We start from the raw sequence: 26,085 nt of genomic DNA on the forward strand, positions 1-26,085 counted from the left end.
CAGCTGACCGCCGACTGGTCCTGGCCCGCCGCCCTCTTCACCGAGGACGAGGTCCGCGCCCTGGCCGAGGCCTGGTTCGCGAGCCTGCGCGCCCTGGTCGCGCACACCGCGTCCCCCGAGGCCGGCGGTCTGACCCCGTCCGACGTGCGTCCGCTGGTCCCGGTCACCCAGGAGCAGATCGACCGGCTGGAGGCCGACCACGGCCGCCTCGCCGACCTGCTCCCGCTCTCCCCCCTCCAGCAGGGCCTGTACTTCCACGCCACCTACGACACCGACGCCCACGACGTCTACACCGTCCAACTCGCCCTCGACATCGAGGGCCCGCTGGAGGCCGCCGCCCTGCGCGCCGCCGCCGAGGCCCTGCTCACCCGGCACGAGACGCTGCGCGCCGCGTTCCGCGACGACTTCGGTCTGCCCTCCCCGGTCCAGGTGATCCCCGCCCGGGTCGAACTTCCCTGGCGCGAGGTCGACCTGACCGACGTGCCCGCCGACGGCCGGGCCGAGGCCGTCGCCGCCTGGACGGCCGCGGACCGCGCCGACCGCTTCGACCCGGCGCGCGCCCCGCTGATGCGGTTCGCCCTGCTCCGGACCGGCGCGGAGCAGCACCGGCTGGTCGTCACCAACCACCACATCCTGCTGGACGGCTGGTCCATGCCGGTCCTGGTGAAGGAGCTGTTCACGCTCTACGGCGGCGACGGCACCGCGCTGCCCCGGGTCACCCCGCACCGCGACTACCTGGGCTGGCTGGCCGGCCAGGACCGCGCCGCCGCCGAGGACGCCTGGCGGCAGCTGCTCGACGGACTGGCCGAACCCACCCTGGTCGCCCCCGCCGGCCGCGACGGCGGGCCGGGTGCGCCCGACCGGGTCACTGTCGACCTGCCGGCCGGGCTCACCGCGCAGCTCACCGAGCTGAGCCGGGCCCGCGGCACCACCCTCAACACCCTGCTGCAGGCCGCCTGGGCGCTGGTCCTCGGCCAGCTCACCGGCCGGGACGACGTGGTCTTCGGCGGCACCGTCTCCGGCCGCCCGCCGCAGGTCCCCGGCATCGAGTCGATGGTCGGCCTCTTCATCAACACCCTGCCGGTGCGGGTCACCCTCGACCCGGCCGAGACCCTCGGCGCGCTGCTGCACCGCCTCCAGGACCAGCAGGCCGCCCTGATGGACCACCAGTACCTCGGTCTCACCGACCTCCAGCAGGCCGCCGGGCTCGGCGAACTCTTCGACACGCTGGTCGTGTTCGAGAACTACCCGCTGGACGCCGACGTGCTGGCGCTCGGTGGCGGGCTGCGCGTCACCGGCCTGGAGGGCCACGACGCGACGCACTACCCGCTGATCCTCACCGCCGTCCCCGGTGAGCGGCTCCAGCTGCGCCTGGACCACCGCGGCGAGCTCTTCGACGCCGCCGCCGCGCGCGCCCTGGTGGACCGGCTGGTCGGTGTCCTCACCGGCGCCCCGGAGCTCCTGGACGCGCCGGTCGGCCGGATCCCGCTGCTCGCCGCCGAGGAGCGGGAGCGGCTGCTGGCCGACTTCAACGACACCGCGCGCCCGGAGCAGAGCGCCGAGCCGGTGGTCACCCGGCTCTTCGCCGACCTGGCCGGCTGGGCGCCGGCCGCGGAGGCGGTCGCCTCGGCCACCGGCACCCTCTCGTACGGCGAGCTGGACGCCCGCGCCAACCGGCTCGCCCACAAGCTGCTGGCGGCCGGCGTGCGTGCCGAGGACCGGGTCGCGCTGCTGATGGAGCGCTCGCCGGAGCTGGTCGCGGCCGTGCTCGGCGTGCTCAAGGCCGGCGGCGCGTACGTGCCGCTCGACCCGCGCTTCCCGGCGTCCCGGATGCGGCACATCCTGGCCGAGACCGGCGCCACCGTGCTGGTCGCGGACACGGCCGACGCCGTCCGGCGGTTCCGCGACGGAGCCGACGCCGGGGACGACACCCGGGACGAGACCCGGGACGACACCCGGAACGACGACGGCAGCGGGGACGACGGCGGCCTCGGGCTGACCGTGATCGAGGCGGCCCCCGCCCTGGCCGAGGGCCCCGCCCACGACCCGGGCGTGACCGTCCGCCCGGACCAGCTGGCCTACGTGATGTTCACCTCCGGCTCGACCGGCCTGCCCAAGGGCGTCGGCGTCACCCACCGCGACATCGTGGCGCTCGCCGAGGACCGCCGCTTCGAGTCCGGGCACGAGCGGGTGCTGCTGCACTCGCCGACCGCCTTCGACGCCTCCACCTACGAGCTGTGGGTGCCGCTGCTCGGCGGCGGCCAGGTGGTGGTCGCCCCCGCCGGGGACCTCGACGCCGTCCGGCTGCGCGAGACCGTCACCCGGCACGGCGTCACCGCGCTGTGGCTGACGGCCGGCCTGTTCCGGCTGATCGCCGAGGACGGGCCCGGCTGCCTGGCCCGGGTCAGCCAGGTGTGGACCGGCGGCGACGTCGTGCCGGCCGCCGCGGTCCGCCGCGTCCTGGAGGCCTGCCCCGGCCTGACGGTCGTCGACGGCTACGGCCCCACCGAGACCACCACCTTCGCCACCACCCACCGGATCGGCTCCACCGCCGAGGTCCCCGCGTCCGTGCCGATCGGCCGCCCGCTGGACGGCATGCGGGTGTACGTGCTGGACGCGGCCCTGCGGCCCGTCCCGCAGGGCGTGGCCGGCGAGCTGTACATCGCCGGTGACGGCCTGGCCCGCGGCTACCTGGGCCGCCCCGGCCTGACCGCCGAACGCTTCACCGCCGACCCGTACGGCCCCGCCGGCACCCGGATGTACCGCACCGGCGACCTCGCCCGCTGGGCCCCCGACGGCACGGTCGACTACCTCGGCCGCACCGACGACCAGGTGAAGGTCCGCGGCTTCCGGATCGAGCTCGGCGAGATCGAGGCCGTGCTCGCCAGGCACCCCGCGGTCGCCCAGGTCTCCGCGGTGGTCCGCGAGGACACCCCCGGCGACCAGCGGCTCGTCGCCTACGTCGTGCCCGTGCCCGGGGCCGAGCCGTCCCCCGCCGAGCTGCGCGCACACGCCGCCGAGGGCCTGCCCGGCTTCATGGTGCCCTCCGCCCACGTCCTGCTGGCCGCGCTGCCGCTGACCGGCAACGGCAAGGTCGACCGGCGCGCCCTGCCCGCCCCCGCGCTCGCCGCCCCGGCCGCCGGCCGGGCCCCGCGCACCCCGCAGGAGGAGATCCTGGCCGGGCTGTTCGCCGACGTCCTCGGCCTGCCCGCGGTCTCCGTCGACGACGGCTTCTTCGACCTCGGCGGCCACTCGCTGCTCGCCACCCGCCTGGTCAGCCGGATCCGCCCGGTGTTCGGCGTGGAGCTGGCCGTCCGCACGCTCTTCGAGGCGCCCACCGTCGCCGAACTCGCCGAGCGGATCTCGGTCGCCGGGCAGGCCCGCGCCGCGCTCACCGCACGGCCGCGGCCGGAGGAGGTCCCGCTCTCCCCCGCCCAGCGCCGGCTCTGGTTCCTCAACCGCTTCGAGGACGCCGGTTCCTCCTACAACCTGCCGCTCGCGCTGCGGCTGGACGGCGACCTCGACGCGGGCGCGCTGCACGCCGCGCTCGGCGACGTCACCGCCCGGCACGAGAGCCTGCGGACCGTCTTCCCCGAGTTCGACGGCCGACCACGCCAGTGGGTGCTGCCGGCCGGGGTGTCCGCCCCCGCCCTGCCGGTCACCGAACTCCCCGACGCCGACGGCGCGTTGAACGCGGCGCTGGCCGCGGCGGTGGCCGAGGGCTTCGACCTGACCACCCAGCCCCCGCTGCGGGCCCGGCTGTTCCGGATCTCCGCCACCGACCACGTGCTGCTCGTGGTGCTGCACCACATCGCCGGCGACGGCTGGTCGCTGGCCCCGTTCGCCCGCGACCTGGGCACCGCCTACGACGCCCGGCGGGCCGGCACCGCCCCCGGCTGGGAGCCGCTGCCGGTCCAGTACGCCGACTACACCCTCTGGCAGGCCGAGGTCCTCGGCGAGGAGAGCGACCCGGCGAGCCCGCTGGCCCGGCAGATCGAGCACTGGGGCAGCACGCTGGCCGGCCTGCCCGAGGAACTGGCCCTGCCCACCGACCGGCCGCGCCCGGCCGACGTCAGCTACCGCGGCGCGTCCGTGCCGCTGGCCCTGTCCGCCGAGGTGCACGAGCGGGTCGCCGCCGTGGCCCGCGCCCACGACGCCAGTGTCTTCATGGTCGTCCAGGCCGCCGTGGCCGCCCTGCTGAACCGGCTCGGCGCGGGCGAGGACATCCCGCTCGGCAGCGTCGTCGCCGGCCGCACCGACGAGGCCCTGGACGAGCTGGTCGGCTTCTTCGTCAACACCCTGGTGCTGCGCACCGACCTCTCCGGCGACCCGACCTTCGCCGAGCTCCTGGCCCGCGTCCGGGAGGCCGACCTCGCCGCGTACGCCCACCAGGACGTGCCGTTCGAGCGTCTGGTCGAGGTGCTCAACCCGGTCCGCTCGCTGGCCCGGCACCCGCTGTTCCAGGTCATGCTCGCCTTCCAGAACAACGCCGAGGCCACCCTGGACCTGGACGGGCTGCGCGCCACCGCGCTGCCGGTGCGCCTGTCCGCCGCCAAGTTCGACCTGCTGTTCTCGCTGGAGGAGACCTTCACCGCGGACGGCGCCCCGGCCGGTCTGACCGGGGTGCTGGAGTACTCCGCCGACCTGTTCGACCGCGGCAGCGCCGAGACCGTCGGCGAGCGGCTGGAACTGCTGCTCGCCGCCGTCACCGCGGACCCCGACCGCCCGGTCACCGCCGTCGACGTGCTCACCGCGGCCGAGCGCGACCGCGTCCTGGGCAACTGGAACGACACCCGCCGCGAGGTCGCCGAGGCCACCGTGCCCGCACTGTTCGAGGCCCGGGCCGCCCGCACCCCGGACGCCCCGGCCGTCCTGCACGCCGGCACCGAACTGGCCTACGGCGAGCTGAACGCGCGCGCCAACCGGCTGGCCCGGCTGCTGGTCGCCGAGGGCGCCGGCCCCGAGCGGTTCGTCGCCCTGACGCTGCCGCGCACCGCCGACCTGATCGTGGCGCTGCTCGCCGTCCTCAAGTCCGGCGCCGCCTACCTTCCGGTCGACCCCGGCTACCCGGCCGACCGGATCGGCTACATGCTGGCCGACGCCCGGCCCGCGCTGGTCCTCAGCACCGGCGAGGCCGCCGGCGTGCTGCCCGAGGGCGCCCGCACCCTGCTGCTGGACGACCCCGCCGTCCGGCAGCGGCTCGCCGGCCTGGCCGGCACCGACCTCACCGACGCCGAGCGCAACCGGCCGCTGGACGTGCGCCACCCCGCGTACGTGATCTACACCTCCGGCTCCACCGGCCGCCCCAAGGGCGTGGTGGTCCCCCACCGCAACGTCGCCGACTTCGCCGCCTGGGCGGCCGCCGACCTCGGCCCCGACCGGCTCTCCGACGTGCTCGCCGCGACCTCGCTCAACTTCGACGTCTCGGTCTTCGAAATCCTCGGCCCGCTGCTCTCCGGCGGCCGGATCGAACTCGTCCGCGACGTGCTGGCCCTGCTCGACGTGCCCGAGGGCCGGCACTACAGCCTGATCAGCGCGGTGCCCTCGGCCCTCGCGCACACCCTCGGCCAGGCCGGCGCCCCGCGCTTCGGCGCCGACCTCGTCGTGCTGGCCGGCGAGGGCCTCCCGGCCCACACCGCCGACGCCATCCGGGCCGCCGTGCCCGGCGCCGGGATCGCCAACATCTACGGCCCGACCGAGGCCACCGTCTACGCCACCGCCTGGTACGGCGGCGCCGGATCCGCCGGACGGACCCCGCCGATCGGCCGGCCCCGGCAGAACACCCGGGCCCTGGTCCTGGACGCGGGCCTGCGCCCCGTCCCGCCGGGCGTGCCCGGCGAGCTGTACCTGGCCGGCGAGGGCCTGGCCCGCGGCTACCTCGGCCGCCCCGGCCTGACCGCCGAACGCTTCACCGCCGACCCGTACGGCCCCGCCGGCAGCCGGATGTACCGCACCGGCGACCTGGTCCGCTGGACCGCCGACGGCGAGCTGGAGTACCTCGGCCGGACCGACTTCCAGGTCAAGGTCCGCGGCTTCCGGATCGAGCTCGGCGAGATCGAGGCCGCGCTCGCGAAGCACCCGTCGGTGGCCCGGGTGGCCGTGCTGGTCCGCGAGGACACCCCCGGTGACCAGCGGATCGTCGCCTATACCGTCCCGGCCGGCGAGCCCGCCGACCCGGCCGCCCTGCGCGCCCACGTGGCCGCCGCGCTGCCCGAGTACATGGTCCCGGCCGCGTTCGTCACCCTGGCCGCGCTGCCGCTCAACCCGAACGGCAAGCTGGACCGGCGCGCCCTGCCCGCCCCCGACTTCGGGGCCGCGGCCGGCGCCGGGCGGGCACCGCGCACCCCGCAGGAGGAGCAGCTCACCGCGCTTTTCGAGGAGGTGCTCGGCGTCGCCGGGGTCTCCGTCGACGACGGCTTCTTCGACCTCGGCGGCCACTCGCTGCTCGCCACCCGGGTGGTCAGCCGGATCCGCACCCTGTTCGGCGCCGAACTCCCCGTCCGCGCCCTGTTCGAGACCCCGACCGTGGCCGCGCTCGCCGAGCGGATCGGCGCCGCGGCCCGGGCCCGCCGGCCGCTGGCCGCCCGGGTCCGCCCGGAGTCCGTCCCGCTCTCCGCGGCCCAGCGCCGGCTCTGGTTCCTCAACCGCTTCGAGCAGCGCACCGGCACCTACAACCTGCCGCTCGCCGTCCGTCTCACCGGCACGCTGGACGAAGCGGCGCTGCGGGCCGCGCTCGGCGACCTGACCGACCGGCACGAGAGCCTGCGCACCGTCTTCCCCGACACCGACGGCCACCCGCGGCAGCAGGTCCTCGCCGCCGGTGCCGCCCGGCCGGAGCTGACCACCGCCCCGTACAGCGCGGAGGCGCTCGCCGCGGCCGCCGCGCACGACTTCGACCTCGCGAGCGAAATCCCGCTGCGCGCACGGCTGTTCACCGCGGACGAGCGGACCCACGTGCTGCTCCTCGTGCTGCACCACATCGCCGGCGACGGCTGGTCGATGGCCCCGCTGGCCAGCGACCTCGCCACCGCCTACGCGGCCCGACTGGACGGCCGCGCACCGGAGTTCACCCCGCTGCCGGTCCAGTACGCCGACTACACGCTCTGGCAGGCCGAGGTCCTCGGCGAGGAGCACGACCCGGCGAGCGAACTCGCCCGGCAGACCGGCTACTGGCAGCAGACCCTGGCCCGCCTCCCCGAGGAACTGGCCCTGCCCACCGACCGGCCGCGCCCCGCCGAGCTCAGCTTCCGCGGGAACACCGTGCCGCTGCGGCTGCCCGCCGAGGCGCACGCCCCGCTGGCAGCACTGGCCCGGGAGGCCAACGCCAGCGTCTTCATGGTCGTCCAGGCCGCCCTGGCCGCCCTGCTCGGCCGGCTCGGCGCCGGTGAGGACGTCCCGATCGGCTCGCCGATCGCCGGCCGCACCGACGAGGCGCTCGACCGCCTGGTGGGCTGCTTCGTCAACACCCTGGTGCTGCGCACCGACCTGTCCGGCGACCCGACCTTCCGGGAGCTGGTCGAGCGCGTCCGGGAGACCGACCTCGCCGCGTACGCCCACCAGGACGTGCCCTTCGAGCGGCTGGTCGAACTGCTCAACCCCGAGCGCTCGCTGGCCCGGCACCCGCTGTTCCAGGTGATGCTGTCGTTCCAGAACAACGCGGCCGCCGCCCTGGAGCTGCCGGGCCTCACCGTCGAGCCGCACGAGGCCGTGGTGGACGGCGCCAAGTTCGACCTCTCCTTCCAGCTCGCCGAGGAGTACGCCGCCGACGGCGGCCCCGCCGGCGTGGCCGGCCGGATCGAGTACGCGACCGACCTGTTCGACCGGGAGACCGTGGCCGGGCTCGCGGACCGGTTCACCCGCGTCGTGACCGCCCTGGTCACCGCGCCGGACCGGGCCCTGTCCGAGCTCGACGTGCTGACCGCCGAGGAGCGCGGGCAGCTGCTCGTGACCTGGAACGACACCGCCCACCCGGTGCCCGCCACCACCCTGCCCGCGCTGTTCGAGGCCCAGGCCGCCCGCACCCCCGACGCCACCGCCCTGGTGGCCGGCGAGGAGCGGCTGAGCTTCGCCGCGCTGGACGCCCGCGCCAACCGGCTGGCCCGGCTGCTGGCCGGCCGGGGCGTCGGCCCGGAGCGGTTCGTCGCCGTCGCCCTGCCCCGCACCGCGGACCTCATCGTCGCGCTGCTCGCGGTGATGAAGGCCGGCGCCGCCTACGTCCCGGTCGACCCGGCCCTCCCGGCCGGGCGGATCGCCCAGCTGCTCGACGACGCCGGCACCGCCGCCGTCATCACCGGAGCTGGCGCCCGCGACGCGCTGCCCGCCGACCGCGGCGGCCTGCGCATCGACCTGGAGTCCCCGGCGGTCGTCCACCGGCTGCGCGAGCTGCCCGCCACCGCGCCCACCGACGCCGACCGCACGGCCGCCCTGGCGCCCGCGCACCCGGCGTACGTCATCCACACCTCCGGCTCGACCGGGAAGCCGAAGGGCGTCGTCGTCCCGCACGCGGGGCTCGGCAACCTATTCCACCACCACTTCGGCGAGCTGTACGCGGCCGAGACCGCAGCGGCCGGCCGGCCGCTGCGGGCGGCGCTCACCGCCGCCGTCTCCTTCGACGCCTCGCTCGACCCGCTGCTGTGGCTGGTCGCCGGGCACGAACTGCACGTCGTGGACGACGACACCCGCCGCGAGCCGGCGGCCCTGATCGGGTACGTCCGGGAGCACGGCATCGACTTCCTGGAGCTCACCCCGTCCTACGCCGAGCAGCTCGTCGAGCACGGCCTGGTCCGGGACGAGACGGCCCGGCCGCGGATCCTCGCCCTCGGCGGCGAGGCGGTCGGCGAGGCGCTGTGGCAGGAGCTCGCCCGCACCCCGGGCGTCACCGGCTACAACCTGTACGGTCCCACCGAGGCCACCATCGACAGCCTCACCACCCGCACCACCGACACCGACCGCCCGCTGGTCGGCCGGCCGGTCGGCAACGCCCGCGCCTACGTGCTGGACGCCGCGCTGCGGCCGGTCCCGGCGGGTGTCGCGGGAGAGCTCTACCTCGCCGGCGCCGGTCTGGCCCGCGGCTACCTCGGCCGCCCCGACCTCACCGCCGAACGCTTCACCGCCGACCCGTACGGCCCCGCCGGCACCCGCATGTACCGCACCGGCGACGTGGTCCGGTGGACCCGGGACGGGCAGATCGAGTACCTCGGCCGCTCCGACGACCAGGTCAAGATCCGCGGCTTCCGGATCGAGCTGGGCGAGATCGAGACCGTCCTGGCCCGGTACGAGGGCGCCGAGCGGTCGGCCGTGGTCGTCCGCGAGGACCAGCCGGGTATCAAGCGCCTGGTCGCCTACGTCGTCCCGCGCGGCGGGGACCTGGACGAGGCCGTGCTGCGCGCCCACCTCGCGGCGGCACTGCCCGGGTACATGGTCCCGTCGGCTTTCGTCGCGCTCGACGAGCTGCCGCTGACCGCCAACGGCAAGCTCGACCGCCGGGCCTTGCCCGCCCCCGAGTACACCGGCACCGGCCAGGGGCGGCAGCCCGGAACGGCGGCCGAGGAGATCCTCTGCGGGATCTACCGCGAACTGCTCGGCGTGGACACGGTGTCCGTCGAGGACAGCTTCTTCGAACTCGGCGGCGACAGCATCGTCTCCATCCAGCTGGTCAGCCGCGCCCGCAAGGCCGGCCTGGTCCTCACCGCCCGCGAGGTCTTCCAACACCGCACCCCCGAAGCCCTCGCCGCCGTCGCCACCACCACCGACACCCTGCCCACCGAGGAAAGGGCAGCCGGGCTGGGCCTCGTCCCCGAAACCCCGATCACCGCCTGGCTGCGCCAACTCGGCGGACCCGTCGACGGGTTCAACCAGTCCATGCTGGTGCAGACGCCCGCCGACGCCACCCACGAGCAGCTCACCGACGCCCTGCAGACGCTGCTCGACCACCACGACGCACTCCGCGCCCGCCTGATCCGCAGCACCGAAGCCTGGAACCTCGACATCCCCGCCCCCGGCACCCTCCGCGCCGGCGACCTGCTCCACCACGCCACCGCCGACCTCACCACCGAAGCCCGCGCCGCCCAGCTGCGGCTCGACCCCGACGCCGGCGTCATGCTCCAGGCCGTCTGGTTCCAGACCGAGAACCGCCTGCTGCTCACCGCCCACCACCTCGTCGTCGACGGCGTCTCCTGGCGGATCCTGCTCCCCGACCTCGCCCACGCCTACAACCGCGTTCCCCTGGAACCCGTCCCCACCTCCTTCCGCCGCTGGGCCCAGCAGCTCACCACCCTCGACCGCAGCAACGAACTCCCGCTCTGGCAAGCCCAGCTGACCGGCCCCGACCCACTCATCGGCACCCGCCCCCTCGACCCGCAGACCGACACCGCCGCCACCGTCCGACACCTCTCACTCACCCTCCCCACCGAGGTCACGGCCCCCCTGCTCACCGACACCGCCGCCCGCTACCGCGCCACCGTCAACGACGTCCTCCTCACCGGCTTCGCCCTCGCCGTCAACACCTGGCGCGCCACCGCCACCACCCAGGTCCTCGTGGACCTCGAAGGCCACGGCCGCGAACCCGTCATCCCCGGCGCCGACACCTCCCGCACCACCGGCTGGTTCACCAGCCTCTTCCCCGTCCGCCTCGACCCCGGCACCACGCACCCCGGCACCGGTCTCGGCAGCGCACTCAAGGCCGTCAAGGAACAACTCCACGCCCTCCCCGACAACGGCATCGGCTACGGCCTCCTCCGCCACTCCGACACCGGCACCACCCTCACCCACCTCCCCACCCCCCAGATCGGCTTCAACTACCTCGGCCGCTTCAACGCCACCACCGGAGACGCCACCGACTGGGCCCTGTGCACCGACGCCGACCTCGGCGACGGCCGCGACCCGGCGATGCCGCTGGCCCACGCGATCGAGCTGAACGCCGTCACTCTCGACCACCCCGACGGCCCGCAGCTGACCGCCGACTGGTCCTGGCCCGCCGCCCTCTTCACCGAGGACGAGGTCCGCGCCCTGGCCGAGGCCTGGTTCGCGAGCCTGCGCGCCCTCGCGGCGACCACCGACGGCGGTCTCACCCCCTCGGACGTCCGTCCGCTGGTCGCCTCCGTCACCCAGGAGCAGATCGACCGGCTGGAGGCCGAGCACGGCCGCCTCGCCGACCTGCTCCCGCTCTCCCCGCTCCAGCAGGGCCTGTACTTCCACGCCACCTACGACACCGACGCCCACGACGTCTACACCGTCCAGCTCGCCCTCGACATCGAGGGCCCGGTGGACCGGTCGGCCCTTCGGGCCGCGCTGCACACCCTGCTCACCCGGCACGCCAACCTGCGCGCCGCGTTCCGTCACGACGGCCTGGACACCCCGCTCCAGGTGATCCCGGCCCGGGTCGAACTTCCCTGGCACGAGGTCGACCTAGGCCACCTGCCCGCGGCGGACCGCGCAGCGGCGGCCGACCGGCTGACCGCCGAGGACCGCACCCGGCGCTTCGACCTCGACCGGCCGCCGCTGATGCGGTTCACCCTGGTCAGCACCGCCGCCGACCGGCACCGGCTGCTCGTCAGCCACCACCACCTGCTGCTGGACGGCTGGTCCATGCCGGTCCTCCTCGGCGAGCTGTTCACCCTGTACGGCGCCGCCGGCGACAGCGCCACGCTGCCCCGGGTCACCCCGTACCGCGACTACCTGGGCTGGGTCGCCGGCCAGGACCGCGCGGCCGGCGAGGCCGCCTGGCGGCAGGTGCTCGACGGGCTGGAGGAGCCGACCCTGCTCGCCGCCCCCGACGCCTCCCGGGCACCGGTGCTGCCGGTCCGCACCCGCCTGGAGCTGCCGGAGGCGGAGACCGCGGCGCTGGCGCGCTGGGCTCGCGAGCGCGGGGTCACCGTCAACACCGTCGTGCAGGCCGCCTGGGCCATCGTGGTCGGCCGGCTCACCGGCCGGGACGACGTGGTCTTCGGCGGCACCGTCTCCGGTCGCCCGCCGCAGGTGCCGGGCGTCGAGTCGATGGTCGGCCTCTTCATCAACACCCTGCCGGTGCGGGTCACCCTCGACCCGGCGGAGACCTTCGGTGCCCTGCTGGAGCGGCTCCAGGACCAGCAGGCCGGTGTGATGGACCACCAGTACCTTCCGCTCGCCGACCTCCAGCGGATCGCCGGGCTCGGCGAACTCTTCGACACGCTCGTCGTGTTCGAGAACTACCCGCTGGACGCCGACGGGCTGCGCACCGCGGCCGGCGGGCTGGGCATCGTGGGCGGCGACAACCACGAGTCCACCCACTACCCGCTCAGCCTGACCGTCAGCCTGGGCCGGGCCCTCGGCCTGGACCTCGCCCACCGTCCGGACGTGCTCGACCAGGACCGGGTGGACGCGCTGACCGCCGCCTTCGTCCGGCTGCTCGGCGAGGCCGCCGCGCAGGCCGACCTGCCGGTCGGGCGGCTGCGGCCGGCCGACGACGGCGCCGAGGAGCGCATCCTCGGCGCGTGGGCCGGCCAGGCCGTCGCCGAGCCGGGGCACGACCCGCTGATCGACCGGTTCACCCGCCAGGCGGCCGCCACCCCGGACGCCACCGCCGTGGCCGGCGGCGACGAGCGGCTCAGCTACGCCGAGCTCGACGCCCGCTCCAACCGGCTGGCCCGGCTGCTGGTGGCGCGCGGCGCCGGCCCCGAGGGCTACGTCGCGGTCGCGCTGCCGCGCTCGGTGGACCTCCTCGTCGCCCTTCTCGCCGTCCTCAAGTCCGGTGCCGGCTACGTCCCGCTGGACCCCGAGCACCCGGCCGAGCGCCTGCGCTACGTCCTCGACGACGCTCGCCCGTCCCTGCTGCTCACCACCGGGGTGACGGCTGCGGACCTGCCCGGCACCCCGGCCGTGTTCGTCGACGACCCCGCCCTCGGCACCCAGCCGTCCGGGCCGCTCCCGCTCACCGGCGACGGGCGCTCCCCCGCCTACGCGATCTACACCTCCGGCTCCACCGGCCGCCCCAAGGGCGTCGTCGTCCCCCGCGCGGCACTCGACAACTTCCTCACCGACATGACCGCGCGCGTCCCGATGGACGGCACCGACCGGCTCATCGCCGTCACCACCGTCTCCTTCGACATCGCCGCCCTGGAGCTCTACCTCCCCCTGCTCGCCGGGGCCACCGTCGTCATCGCGGGCAAGGACGAGGTCCTCGACCCCGAGGCCCTCGCCGCCCTGATCGCCCGGCACGACGGCACCGTCCTCCAGGCCACCCCCTCGCTCTGGCAGGGCCTCACCGCCCAGGCACCGCAGGCGCTCCACGGCCTGCGGATGCTGGTCGGCGGCGAAGCCGTCCCCGGCGCACTCGCCGAGGCCATGGCGAAGACCGGACGCTCCGTCCTCAACGTCTACGGACCGACGGAGACCACGATCTGGTCCACCACCGCCGTCCTCGACGGCACCGCGACCAGCCCGTCCATCGGCCGCCCGATGCTCAACACCCACGCCTATATCCTCGACTCCGCCCTGCGCCCGGTCGACGCCGGCGTGCCCGGCGAGCTCTACCTCGCCGGTGCCGGCCTCGCCCGCGGCTACCTGGGCCGCCCCGGCCTGACCGCCGAGCGGTTCACCGCCGACCCGTACGGCGCGGCCGGCAGCCGGATGTACCGCACCGGCGACCTCGCCCGCTGGGCCCCGGACGGCACGATCGACTACCTCGGCCGCACCGACTTCCAGGTCAAGGTCCGCGGCTTCCGGATCGAGCTGGGCGAGATCGAGGCGGTGCTGACCGGCCACGAGGACGTCGCGCGGGCCGCCGTCGTCGTCCGCGAGGACCGCCCCGGCGTCAGGCTCCTCGTCGGCTACGTCGTCCCGGCCGACGGCCGGACACCCGACCCGGCCGGGCTCCGCGCCCACGCCGCCGCCGGACTCCCCGACTACATGGTCCCCGCCACCGTCGTCGTCCTCGACGCCCTCCCCCTGAACACCAACGGCAAGCTCGACCGCAAGCAGCTCCCCGCCCCCGACTTCACCGACCGCCCGGCCGGCCGCGCCGCCGCCACCGAGCGGGAGAAGCTCCTCGCCGCCCTCTTCGCCGAAGTCCTCGGACTCCCCGAGGTCGGCGCCGACGACAGCTTCTTCACCCTCGGCGGCGACAGCATCACCTCCGTCCAGCTGGTGGGCCGCGCCCGGCTGGCCGGCCTGGTGCTGACCCCGCGCGAGGTGTTCCGGCACAAGACGGTGGCGGCACTGGCCGCCGCCCTGCCCGAGTCCCCGGCCGATCCGGCGCTCGCGCCGGACCCGGAGGGCGCGGACCCGGCCGTCGGCGCCCTGCCGGCCACCCCGATCATCCGGTGGCTGCGCGAACTCGGCGGCAGGATAGACGGGTTCAACCAGTCGGTGCTGGCCCCGGTCCCCGGCGGCCTCACCGGGGAGGCGCTCCGCGCGGTGCTCCAGGCCGTCCTGGACCACCACGACGCCCTCCGGGCGCGCCTCGTCCGCACGTCCACCGCCTGGACCCTGGAGGTCCCGCCGAAGGGCGCGCTGCCGGCCGCGGCGGTCGTCCACCGGATCGACGTCGCGGGCCTGACCGAGGCCGGGACCGCCGCCCTGGTGGACGCCGAGGGCCGTGCCGCACAGGACCGGCTCGACCCGGACGACGGGCTGATGGTCCAGGCGGTCTGGTTCGACGCCGGACCGGAGGCTCCCGGCCGCCTGCTGCTGGTCCTGCACCACCTGGTGGTGGACGGCGTGTCGTGGCGGATCCTGATGCCCGACCTGATGCAGGCGTACGAGGCGGTGGCCGCCGGCCGCGAGCCCGTCCTGGAACCGGTCTGGACGTCCTTCCGTGCCTGGGCCCGCGGGCTGGCCCGCGCCGCCCTCGCCCCCGGACGCGCCGCCGAACTCCCGGTGTGGACGGGCATGCTGGCCGGCTACCAGGAACCCCCGCTGGGCACCCGGGCGCTGGACCCGGCCGTGGACGTGGCCGCCACCGCCCGGCAGCTCGGCCTGACGCTGCCGGCCGAGGTCACCGGGCCGCTGCTGACCACCGTGCCCACCGTGCTCGGCACCGGCGTCAACGAGGTGCTGCTCACCGCGTTCGCGCTCGCCGTCACCGCGTGGGACCACGGCCGCGGGCGGCAGCGCCCGGCCGGCGTCCTGCTCGACCTGGAGGGCCACGGCCGCGAGGAACTGCTCGCCGGCGTCCTGCCGGACGCCGACGTCTCGCGCACCGTCGGCTGGTTCACCAGCATGTTCCCGCTCCGGCTCGACCCCGGGGTGGCGGCCGCCGACTGGCCGGAGGTCCGGGCCGGTGGCCCCGCCGTCGGCACCGCGCTGGCCAACGTGGCCGGGCAGCTCGCCGCGCTGCCCGACAACGGCGCCGGCTACGGGCTGCTGCGCCACCTCAACCCGGAGACGGCCGACGTGCTCGCCGCGCTGCCCGTCCCCCAGATCGGCTTCAACTACCTGGGCCGGTTCGGCGCCGGGGACGGCGAGGACGACGGCGACGGCGGTCTGGGCGGCAGCGACGCCGCGATGCCCGCCGGACACGCCCTGGAGCTCAACTCGCTGGCCCAGGACCGCCCCGACGGCCCGCACCTGGTGGCGTCCTGGAGCTGGCCGGACGGCCTGTTCACCGACGACGAGGTCCGCGGTCTCGCCGAGGCCTGGTTCACCGCCCTGCGCGGGCTGGTCGCCCACGCCGCGCACCCGTCGGCCGCCCCGGTCCGGCCGGTGCCGCCGCGGCCCGCGACCACGGAGCCCGCACCGCTGCTGGACCTCGACCAGGACGAGATCGACGCGTTCGAAGAAGACTTCGAATTCTGAGTGGAGAGAGAGACATGACCAAGGTGAAGCCGCGCATCGAGAGCATCCTGCCGCTCTCTCCGCTCCAGCAGGGCCTGCTGTTCCATGCGCAGTACGACGCCCAGGGCCCCGACGTCTACACCATGCAGCTCGCCCTCGACATCGAGGGCGACGACCTCGACGTCGAGGCGCTGCGGGGGGCCTGCGCCGCCCTGCTGCGCCGGCACGCCGGGTTGCGGGCCTCGTTCCGCCACCGCCAGAACGGCGAGCCGGTCCAGCTGATCCCGTTCGAGGTGGCGCCCGACTTCACCCTGGTCGACCTCACCGCCCGACCACCGCAGGAGTGGGAACGGGCCGCCGGGGAGGTCGCCGCCGGGGACCGCGCCCGCCGCTTCGACCTCGCCCGACCACCGCTGATCCGCTTCACCCTGGTCTCCGGCGGCACCGACGGGCACGACGGCGGGACCACCGGCCGGCACCGGTTCCTGATCACCGCGCACCACATCCTGATCGACGGCTGGTCCCGGGCCCTGCTGGTCGGGGAGCTCTTCGAGCTGTACGGGCTGCTGCGGCGCGGTTCCGACGAGCGCGCCCTGCCCGCCGTCACCCCCTACCGCGACTACCTCGGCTGGGTGGCCGCGCAGGACCGGGGCGCGGCCGAGTCGGCCTGGCGGCAGGTGCTGGACGGGCTGGAGGAGCCGACCCTGCTCGCCGCCCCGGACCCGGCCCGCGAGCCGGTCGCCCCGGTGACCACCCGGGTCGAGCTGCCCGCCGCCGCGACCGCCGCCCTCGTCGGCTGGGCCCGCCGGCTCGGGGTGACCGTCAACACCGTGGTCCAGGCCGCCTGGGCGATCACGCTCGGCCGGCTCACCGGCCGCGACGACGTGGTGTTCGGCGGCACCGTCTCCGGCCGCCCGCCGCACCTGCCCGGCGTGCAGTCCATGATCGGCCTGTTCATCAACACCCTGCCGGTCCGGGTCGCCCTCGACCCGGCCGAGCCGGTCGGCGCCCTCCTGGAGCGGCTCCAGGACCAGCAGGCCGGCCTGATGGACCACCAGTACCTCGGGCTGGGCGACATCCAGCGCCTGGTCCCGGGCGGCGGCGAACTCTTCGACACCCTGCTGGTCTTCGAGAACTACCCGGTGGACACCGAGGGCCTGCGCCGTTCCGCCGGCGGGCTCGGCGTCGTGGACGGCCACAGCCACGAGGGCACCCACTACCCGCTGAGCCTGCTGGCCCACGTCGGCGACGTCCTCGCCCTGGAGCTGAGCCACCGTCCCGACCTCCTCGACCGGCCCGCCGCCGAGGCCGTCGGCGCCGACGTGCTGCGGCTGCTCGCCGCGCTGCCCGGCGCCGAGGCCACCCCGGTGGGCCGGCTGGAGCTGCTCACCGCGGAGGAGCGGACCCTCGTCCTCGGCACCTGGAACGACACCGCGCACGCCGGCGACCTGCTGCCGCTGCCCGCCCTGTTCCGGCGGACCGCCGACCGGCACCCCGGCACCGTCGCCGTCCAGTACGCCGGGCAGCGCCTGACCTACCGCGAGCTCGACGCCGCCGCGAACCGGCTGGCCCGGCTGCTCGCCGCCCGCGGCGCGGGCCCCGAGCGGATCGTGGCCCTGGCCCTGCCCCGCTCGGTCGAGCTCGTCGTCGCCCTGTGGGCCGTGCTGAAGTCCGGTGCCGCCTACCTGCCGGTGGACGCCGGGTACCCGGCCGAGCGCATCGCCCACATGCTCGGCGACGCCCGCCCCGTCCTCGTCCTCACCGACACCACCACCCGGCCGGTCATCGAGTCCGCGGCCCCCGGGGCCGGCGAGCGGCTGCTGCTGCTGGACGACCCGGCGACGGCGACCGCGCTCGCCGGCCTCTCCGGTGCCGAGGTGACCGACGCCGACCGCACCGCACCGCTCACCCCGCTGTCCCCCGCCTACGTCATCTACACCTCGGGCTCCACCGGCCGCCCCAAGGGCGTCACCATGCCCGGCGCCCCGCTCGCCAACCTGATCGGCTGGCACGAGGCGGAGCTGCCCGGCGGCTCCGGGGTGCGCACCGCCCAGTTCACCGCGATCAGCTTCGACGTCTCCGCGCAGGAGCTCCTCTCCAGCACCCTGAGCGGCCGCACGCTGGTCGTCCCCGACGAGGACACCCGCCGGGACCCGGCCGCCTTCGTCCGCTGGCTCGACGAGCAGCTGATCGACGAGGTGTACGCGCCCAATCTCGTGCTCGACGCCCTGTGCGAGGAGGCCGTCGGCCAGGGCCTGGAGCTGCCGGCCCTGCGCCACCTCGCCCAGGCGGGCGAGGCGCTCGTCCTCAGCAAGCGGATCCGCGACTTCCACCACGGCACCGGCCGCCTCCTGCACAACCACTACGGCCCGACCGAGACCCACGTCGTCACCGCCGTCACGCTCCCCGCCGACGTCGACGCCTGGCCCGACCGCCCCACCATCGGCCGCCCCATCCGCAACACCCGCACCTACGTGCTGGACGGCGCGCTCCGCCCGGTCCGGCCCGGCGTGCCCGGCGAGCTCTACCTCGCCGGCGCGGCCCTGGCCCGCGGCTACCTCGGCCGCCCCGGCCTCACCGCCGAACGCTTCACCGCCGACCCATACGGCCCGCCCGGCAGCCGGATGTACCGCACCGGCGACGTGGTCCGCTGGACGCCCGACGGCGAGCTGGACTACCTCGGCCGCTCCGACCACCAGGTGAAGATCCGCGGCTTCCGGATCGAGCTCGGCGAGATCGAGGCCGCGCTCACCGGCCACCCGGCGATCGCCCAGGCCGCGGTGCTCGCCCGCGAGGACCGGCCCGGCCTCAGGACCATCGCCGCCTACCTGGTACCCGCCGACGGCCACACCGTCCCCGGCTCCGACGCGCTCCGCGCCCACCTCGCCGGCCTGCTGCCCGACTACATGGTCCCCGCCGCCTACGTCACGCTGGCCGCCCTGCCGCTGACCCCCAACCGGAAGCTGGACCGCCGCGCCCTGCCCGTCCCCGAGGGCTCCTCCTCCGGCCTGGCACCGCGCACGGCCCGCGAGGCCGCCCTGTGCGCCCTCTTCGCCGAGACCCTCGGAGTGGAACGGGTCTTCGCCGACGACGGCTTCTTCGACCTCGGCGGCCACTCGCTGCTCGCCACCCGTCTGATCAGCCGGATCCGCTCCGAGCTCGGCGCCGAGCTGCCGGTCCGCGCGCTGTTCGAGGCGCCGACCCCGGTGGCCCTCGCCGAGCGGGTCGGCTCCGCCGGCCGGGCCCGGAAGGCGCTGACCGCCCGCCGGCGGCCGGCCGAGATCCCGCTCTCCCCCGCCCAGCGCCGGCTCTGGTTCCTCGGCCGGCTGGAGGACGCGGGCGGCAACTACAACCTGCCCCTGGCGATCCGGATCTCCGGCGAGCTGCACGTCCCGGCGCTGCGCGCGGCCCTCGCCGACGTGGTCGCCCGGCACGAGAGCCTGCGGACGGTCTTCCCGGACACCGACGGCCGGCCCCGTCAGCACGTCCTCGACCCGGCGGACGCCGTGCCGGCCGTCCCGGTGATCGGCGTCACCGAGGAGGAGCTGCCCCGCGCACTCGCCGCGACAGCCGCCCGGGACTTCGACCTGACCGGTGAACTCCCGCTCCGGGCCCGCCTGTTCGCCCTCAACGGCACCGAGTACGTGCTGCTGCTGGTGCTGCACCACATCGCCGCCGACGGCTGGTCGATGGCCCCGCTGGCCCGCGACCTGTCCACCGCCTACCGCGCCCGCCGCGAGGGCGCCGAACCCGGCTGGCAGCCGCTGCCCGTCCAGTACGCCGACTACACGCTCTGGCGCCAGGAGATCCTGGGCGACGAACACACCCCCGGCAGCGAACTCGCCCGCCAGATCGACCACTGGCGCACCACCCTCGCCGGCCTGCCCGACGAGCTCACCCTGCCCACCGACCGCCCGCGCCCGCCGGAGTCCAGCTACCGGGGCGACACGGTCTCCCTCACCGTCCCCGCCGGCACCCACCGGGCGCTGGCCGCCCTCGCCCGCGGGCAGCGGGCCAGCGTCTTCATGGCCGCGCAGGCCGCGCTCGCCGCCCTGCTGCACCGGCTCGGCGCCGGCGAGGACATCCCCCTCGGCACCCCCGTGGCCGGCCGCACCGACCAGGCGCTGGACGAGCTCGTCGGCTTCTTCGTCAACACCCTGGTGCTGCGCACCGACGTCTCCGGCGACCCCACCTTCCGTCAGCTGCTGGAGCGCGTCCGCGAGGGCGACCTCGCCGCGTACGCCCACCAGGACGTGCCCTTCGAGCAGCTGGTCGAGGCACTCAACCCGAACCGCTCGCTGGCCCGGCACCCGCTGTTCCAGGTGATGCTGTCCTTCCAGAACAACGCCGAGGCCGGCCTCGACCTGCCGGGCCTGCGCACCACCGCACAGCCGGTCGGCCTGCGGATGTCCAACTTCGACCTCTCGGTCGTCCTCGCCGAGCGGTTCACCGCGGACGGCGAGCCCGACGGCATCGAGGGCGGCATCGAGTACGCCACCGACCTGTTCGACCGCGCCACCGCCCAGGAGCTCGCCGACCGCCTGGTCCGGCTGGTCGGCGACCTGGTCGCCGACCCGGACCGCCCGCTGTCCACGGTGGACGTGCTCACCGCGGAGGAGCGCCACCGGGTGCTCGTGGAGTGGAACGACACCGCGCGCAGCCACCCCACCGGCACCCTGCCCGCCCTGTTCGAGGCCCAGGCCGCCCGCACCCCCGACGCCACCGCCCTGGTCTTCCGGGACGTCCGGCTCAGCTACGCCGCGCTCAACAGCTGGGCCAACCGGCTGGCCCGCCGGCTGATCGCCGACGGCGTCCGGCCCGAACAGGTCGTCGCCGTCCGGCTGCCGCGCTCCGCCGAACACGTCGTGGCGCTGCTCGCCGTGATGAAGGCGGGCGCGGTGTACCTGCCGGTCGACGTCGCGTACCCGGCCGACCGGATCGCCCACATGACCGAGGACGCCCGGCCGGTCGCCGAACTCGCCGACCTCGCCGAGCTGTGGGCGCTGGAGGGCCACCCCGCCCATTCGGGCGGGAACCTGACCGACGAGGAGCGTGCCGGCGCCCCGCGGCCCGACAACGCCGCCTACGTCATCTACACCTCCGGCTCCACCGGCCGCCCCAAGGGCGTCACCGTCCAGCACCGCAGCATCGTCAACCTGTTCCACGACCACTTCGGCCGGCTCTACGCCCCGGAGCTCGCCGCGGCCGGCGACCGCCGCCTCAAGGTCGCCCTGGTCGCCTCGCTCTCCTTCGACGCGGCGATCGACCCGCTGCTGTGGATGCTGGCCGGCCACGAGCTGCACCTGATCGACGACGAGGCGCGGCACGACGCCGCCGCCCTGGCCGCGTACGCCCGGCAGGCCGGCGGCATCGACCACTTCGACACCACCCCCGGCCACTTCCAGCAGCTGCACGAACTCGGCGTGACCACCGACGAGGCCACCCGCCCGCTGCTGGTGAGCCTGGGCGGCGAGGCGCTCGGCGAGGCCCTGCGCGCCGAACTCGCCACGGTCGAGGGCCTGGTCTCCTACAACCTGTACGGGCCCACCGAGACCACCGTCGACGCCCTGGGCCAGCGGATCACCGAGACCGGCCGGGTGCTGGTCGGCCGCCCGCTGGACAACTACCGGGCGTACGTCCTGGACGCCGCGCTGCGCCCGGTCGCCCCGGGCGTCGCGGGCGAGCTCTACCTCGCCGGCACCGGCCTGGCCCGCGGCTACCTCGGCCGCCCCGGCCTCACCGCCGAACGCTTCACCGCCGACCCCTACGGCCCGGCCGGTTCGCGGATGTACCGCACCGGCGACCTCGCCCGGTGGACCAGGGACGGCCGCATCGACTGCCTCGGCCGCGCCGACGACCAGGTCAAGGTGCGCGGCTTCCGGATCGAGCTGGGCGAGGTGACGGCGGCGCTGGAGGCCCACCCGGACGTCGCCGCCGCCGCCGTCCTGGTCCGCGAGGACCGGCCCGGCATCCGCGAGCTCGTCGCCTACGCCGTCCCCGTCGCCGGCCGGTCCGTCCCCGCCGACGGCGAGCTGCGCCGCGCCCTCGGCGAGCGGCTGCCCGACTACATGGTCCCGGCCGCGTTCGTCCCGCTGGAGCGGCTGCCCCGCACGGTGAACGGCAAGCTGGACCACCGGGCGCTGCCCGCCCCCGCCCCGCGCACCGGCGCCGACGGCCGCGCCCCGCGCACCGCGCAGGAGAAGGCGCTGTGCGCGATCTTCGCCGAGGTCCTCGGCCTCGACACCGTCTCGATCGACGACAGCTTCTTCGACCTCGGCGGCCACTCGCTGCTCGCCGTCCGGGTCACCGGCCGGGTCCGCTCCCGGCTCGGCGCCGAACTCGCCGTCCGGACCCTGTTCGAGGCCCCGACACCCGCCGGACTGGCCGACCGCCTCGGCACGGCCGCGACCGGCCGCCCCGCACTCACCGCCCGCCGGCGCCCCGACCCCGTCCCGCTCTCCCCGGCCCAGCGCCGGCTCTGGTTCCTCGACCGCTTCGAAGGGCCCGGGGCCACGTACAACATGCCGCTGGCGGTCCGGCTCGCCGGCCCGGTCGACCCGGCGGCCTTGGCGGCCGCGCTCGGCGACGTCTGCGCCCGGCACGAGAGCCTGCGGACGGTGTTCCCGGACGCCGACGGCCGGCCGCGGCAGCTGGTCCTGCCGCCCGATTCGGCCCGCCCCGAGCTCCTGGTGGCCCCGTACACCGCCGAGGCGGTGGCGGCCGAGGCCGCGCGCGGGTTCGACCTGGCCGCCGACCTGCCGGTCCGGGCGGCGCTGTTCACGGCCGGCGGGGAGGAGTCCGTGCTGCTGGTGGTCGTGCACCACATCGCGGCGGACGGCTGGTCGATGGCCCCGCTCGCCCGCGACCTGTCCACCGCCTACGCCGCCCGACTCGGCGGCCGCGCACCGGAGTTCACCCCGCTGCCGGTCCAGTACGCCGACTACACGCTCTGGCAGGCCGAGGTCCTCGGCGAGGAGGACGACCCGGCCGGCGAACTCAACCGCCAGGTCGAGTACTGGCGCACCACCCTGGCCGGGCTCCCGGAGGAACTGGCCCTGCCCACCGACCGGCCCCGCCCGGCCCGGATGAGCCACCGCGGCGACACCGTCCCGTTCACCGTCCCCGCCGCCACCCACGAAGGGCTGCTCGCGCTCTCCCGGGCCACCGGCAGCAGCCTGTTCATGGTCGTCCAGGCCGCGCTGGCCACCCTGCTGCACCGCCTCGGCGGCGGCACGGACATCCCGGTCGGCAGCGTCGTCGCGGGCCGCACGGACGAGTCGCTGGACGAGCTGGTCGGCTTCTTCGTCAACACCCTCGTGCTGCGCACCGACCTGTCCGGCGACCCGGGCTTCCGTGAACTGCTGGGCCGGGTGCGGGAGACGGACCTCGCCGCCTACGCCAACCAGGACGTGCCGTTCGAGCGCCTGGTGGAGATCCTCAACCCCGAGCGGTCGATGGCCCGGCACCCGCTGTTCCAGGTCATGCTGGCCTTCCAGAACACCGGGGAGGCGACGCTCGGCCTGGCCGGGCTCGACGTCGCACCGTGCGAACTCGCGCTCGACTCGGCGAAGTTCGACCTGACCTTCCAGCTGGCGGAGTCGGCGGACGGGCTGGCGGGCAGCGTCGAGTACGCCGTCGACCTCTTCGACCGCAGCACCGCCGAAGCACTCGCCGCCCGCCTGGTCGCCGTCCTGGACACCGTCGCCACCGACCCCGACATCCGCGTCGGCAGCATCGACGTCCTCACCACGGACGAACGCGCACTGCTCGCCCAGTGGTCCGGCAGCCCACGCGAACTGGCACCCGTCACCTACCACGGCCTGTTCGAAGCCGCCGCCGACACCACCCCCCACGCACCCGCCCTCACCAGCGGCCCCCTCGTCCTCACCTACGCCGAGGTCGACGAACGCGCCAACCGCCTCGCCCACTGGCTGCACGGCCAAGGAGTCGAACCGGAGCACATCGTCGCCCTCGTCCTGCCCCGATCCGTCGACATCGTCATCGCCCAACTCGCCGTCCTCAAGACCGGCGCCGCCTACCTGCCCATCGACCCCGACTACCCCACCGAGCGCATCGACTACATGCTCGACGACGCCCGACCCACCCTCGTCCTGCACGAACTGCCAGAGCTGGACGGCGAGTCCGCCACCCGACCGACGGCGGCGCCCGCCCCGACGAACCCCGCCTACGTCATCTACACCTCCGGCTCCACCGGGCGTCCCAAGGGCGTCGTCGTCAGCCACGCCGGCCTCGCCAGCTTCGCCGCCGCCGAGATCGAACGCTTCCACGTCACCCCCGACAGCCGCGTCCTGCAGTTCGCCTCCCCCAGCTTCGACGCCTCCGTCCTCGAACTCGTCATGACCTTCGCCGCCGGAGCCACCCTCGTCATCCCGCCCACCGGACCACTCGCCGGCGACATCCTCGCCGACGTCCTGGAAACCGAACACGTCACCCACGCCCTCATCCCGCCCGCCGCCCTCGCCAGCGTCCCGAACGGCACCTACCCCCACCTCCGCACCCTCATCGTCGGCGGCGACGCCACCTCCGCCGAACTCGTCGACCACTGGGCCCCCGGCCGCCACATGGTCAACGCCTACGGACCCACCGAATCCACCGTCGCCGCCACCATCTCCACCCCCCTCACCCCCGGCACCGGCACCCCCACCATCGGCACCCCCATCCCCAACACCCACACCTACGTCCTCGACGCCACCCTCCAACCCGTCGCCCCCGGCGTCCCCGGCGAGCTCTACCTCGCCGGCCCCGGCCTCGCCCGCGGCTACCTCCGCCGCCCCGCCCTCACCGCAGAACGCTTCACCGCCAACCCCCACGGACCCGCCGGATCGCGGATGTACCGCACCGGCGACCTCGCCCGCTGGACCCCCACCGGCGCACTCGAATACCTCGGCCGCACCGACGACCAGGTCAAGATCCGCGGCTTCCGCATCGAACTCGGCGAGATCGAGACCGTCCTGGCCCGTCACCCGGAGGTGGCGCGGTCGGCGGTCGTGGTCCGCGAGGACCAGCCGGGCGTCAAGCGCCTGGCCGGCTACGTCGTCCCGGCCGCCGGCGCCGCCCCCGACGCCGAGGCGCTGCGCGCCCACCTCGGCGCCGCCCTCCCCGACTACATGGTCCCGTCCGTCTTCGTCGTCCTGGACGCCCTCCCGCTCACCGTCAACGGCAAGCTCGACCGCAGGCAGCTCCCCGCCCCCGTAGCGGAGACCGGCCCCGCCGCCGGGCGCGGCCCGCGCTCCGCCCAGGAGGAGGTGCTCTGCGGGCTGTTCGCCGAGGTGCTGAAGGTCGACCGGGTGGGCATCGACGACAGCTTCTTCGAGCTGGGCGGCGACAGCATCACCTCGATCCAGCTGGTCAGCCGGATCCGCTCCGTCCTCGGGGTGAAGATCGGCAACCGGAGCGTCTTCGAGACCCCGACCGTCGCCCGGCTCAGCGAGAAGCTCGGCAGCGGCCAGGGGGGTGACGGCTTCGAGGTGCTGCTCCCGCTGCGCACCGGCGGCGACCGGCACCCGCTGTTCTGCATCCACGGCGCCGGCGGCCTCAGCTGGCCGTACTCCTCGCTGCTGAAGCACATCGGTGCCGAGTACCCGGTCTACGGCCTCCAGGCCCGCGGCCTGGACGGCGTGGACGAGCGGATCGCCGGCAGCGTCGAGGAGATGGCGGCCGACTACGTCGAGCAGATCCGCTCGGTCCAGCCCGCCGGCCCGTACCACCTGGCCGGCTGGTCCTTCGGCGGGATCGTCGCACACGAGATCGCCGTCCGGCTGGCCGAGGCCGGCGAACGGGTCGCGCTGCTCGCCAACCTCGACCAGACCCCGTTCGACGAGGCCTGGACCGAGGAGGAGGGGTACACCGTGCCCACCGAGCGGGACGTCCTGGAGACCCTGCTGGACTTCGTCGGCTACGACCTCGCCGAGCTGCGGGCCCGACCGCTCGACCACGGGCGGGCGATGGAGCTGATCCGGGCCCGGGACAGCGCGCTCGGCAGCCTGGAGGAGCACCACATCTCCGCCTTCGTGAAGGTCGGCGTCAACAACCACGTGCTCAGCGGCGCCTACCGGCCGCGCCGGTTCGACGGCGACCTGCTGCTGTTCGTCTCGACCGTCGGCACCGACGACCCCGCCGCCAAGGCCGAGCGGTCGGCGGCCGCCTGGCAGCCGCACCTGACCGGCACCGTCACCACCCACCCGGTGCACGCGCACCACGGGCACCTGCTCCAGCCGGACCCGGCGGCCGAGATCGGGCGGGTCCTCCTCGCCCGCCTCACCGACTCGCCGGCCCCCGTCAACTGACCACCCATCGCAGACACGTAAGGAGTGG

Annotated in this window: 2 protein-coding genes; both read left to right on the forward strand. The window is 75.5% G+C overall.

Annotated features, from left to right (window positions below; genetic code table 11):
* Nucleotides 1-144: 144 nt before the first annotated feature.
* Complete coding sequence (locus ABZ885_RS00005; RefSeq protein ID WP_360181088.1) at nucleotides 145-15,771, forward strand: amino acid adenylation domain-containing protein; 15,627 nt, start codon at nucleotides 145-147, stop codon at nucleotides 15,769-15,771.
* 14 nt (nucleotides 15,772-15,785) lie between these two features.
* Nucleotides 15,786-26,057, forward strand: a complete 10,272-nt coding sequence (locus ABZ885_RS00010; protein ID WP_360181091.1) for an amino acid adenylation domain-containing protein — start codon at nucleotides 15,786-15,788, stop codon at nucleotides 26,055-26,057.
* Nucleotides 26,058-26,085: the final 28 nt, after the last annotated feature.

This window comes from Kitasatospora sp. NPDC047058, assembly GCF_040643935.1.
Lineage (GTDB): Bacteria > Actinomycetota > Actinomycetes > Streptomycetales > Streptomycetaceae > Kitasatospora.

What these genes read in the sequence shown, in the direction of transcription:
- ABZ885_RS00010 (WP_360181091.1), top strand. Translation starts at nt 15,786, where the DNA reads ATGACCAAGGTGAAGCCGCGCATCGAGAGCATCCTGCCGCTCTCTCCG.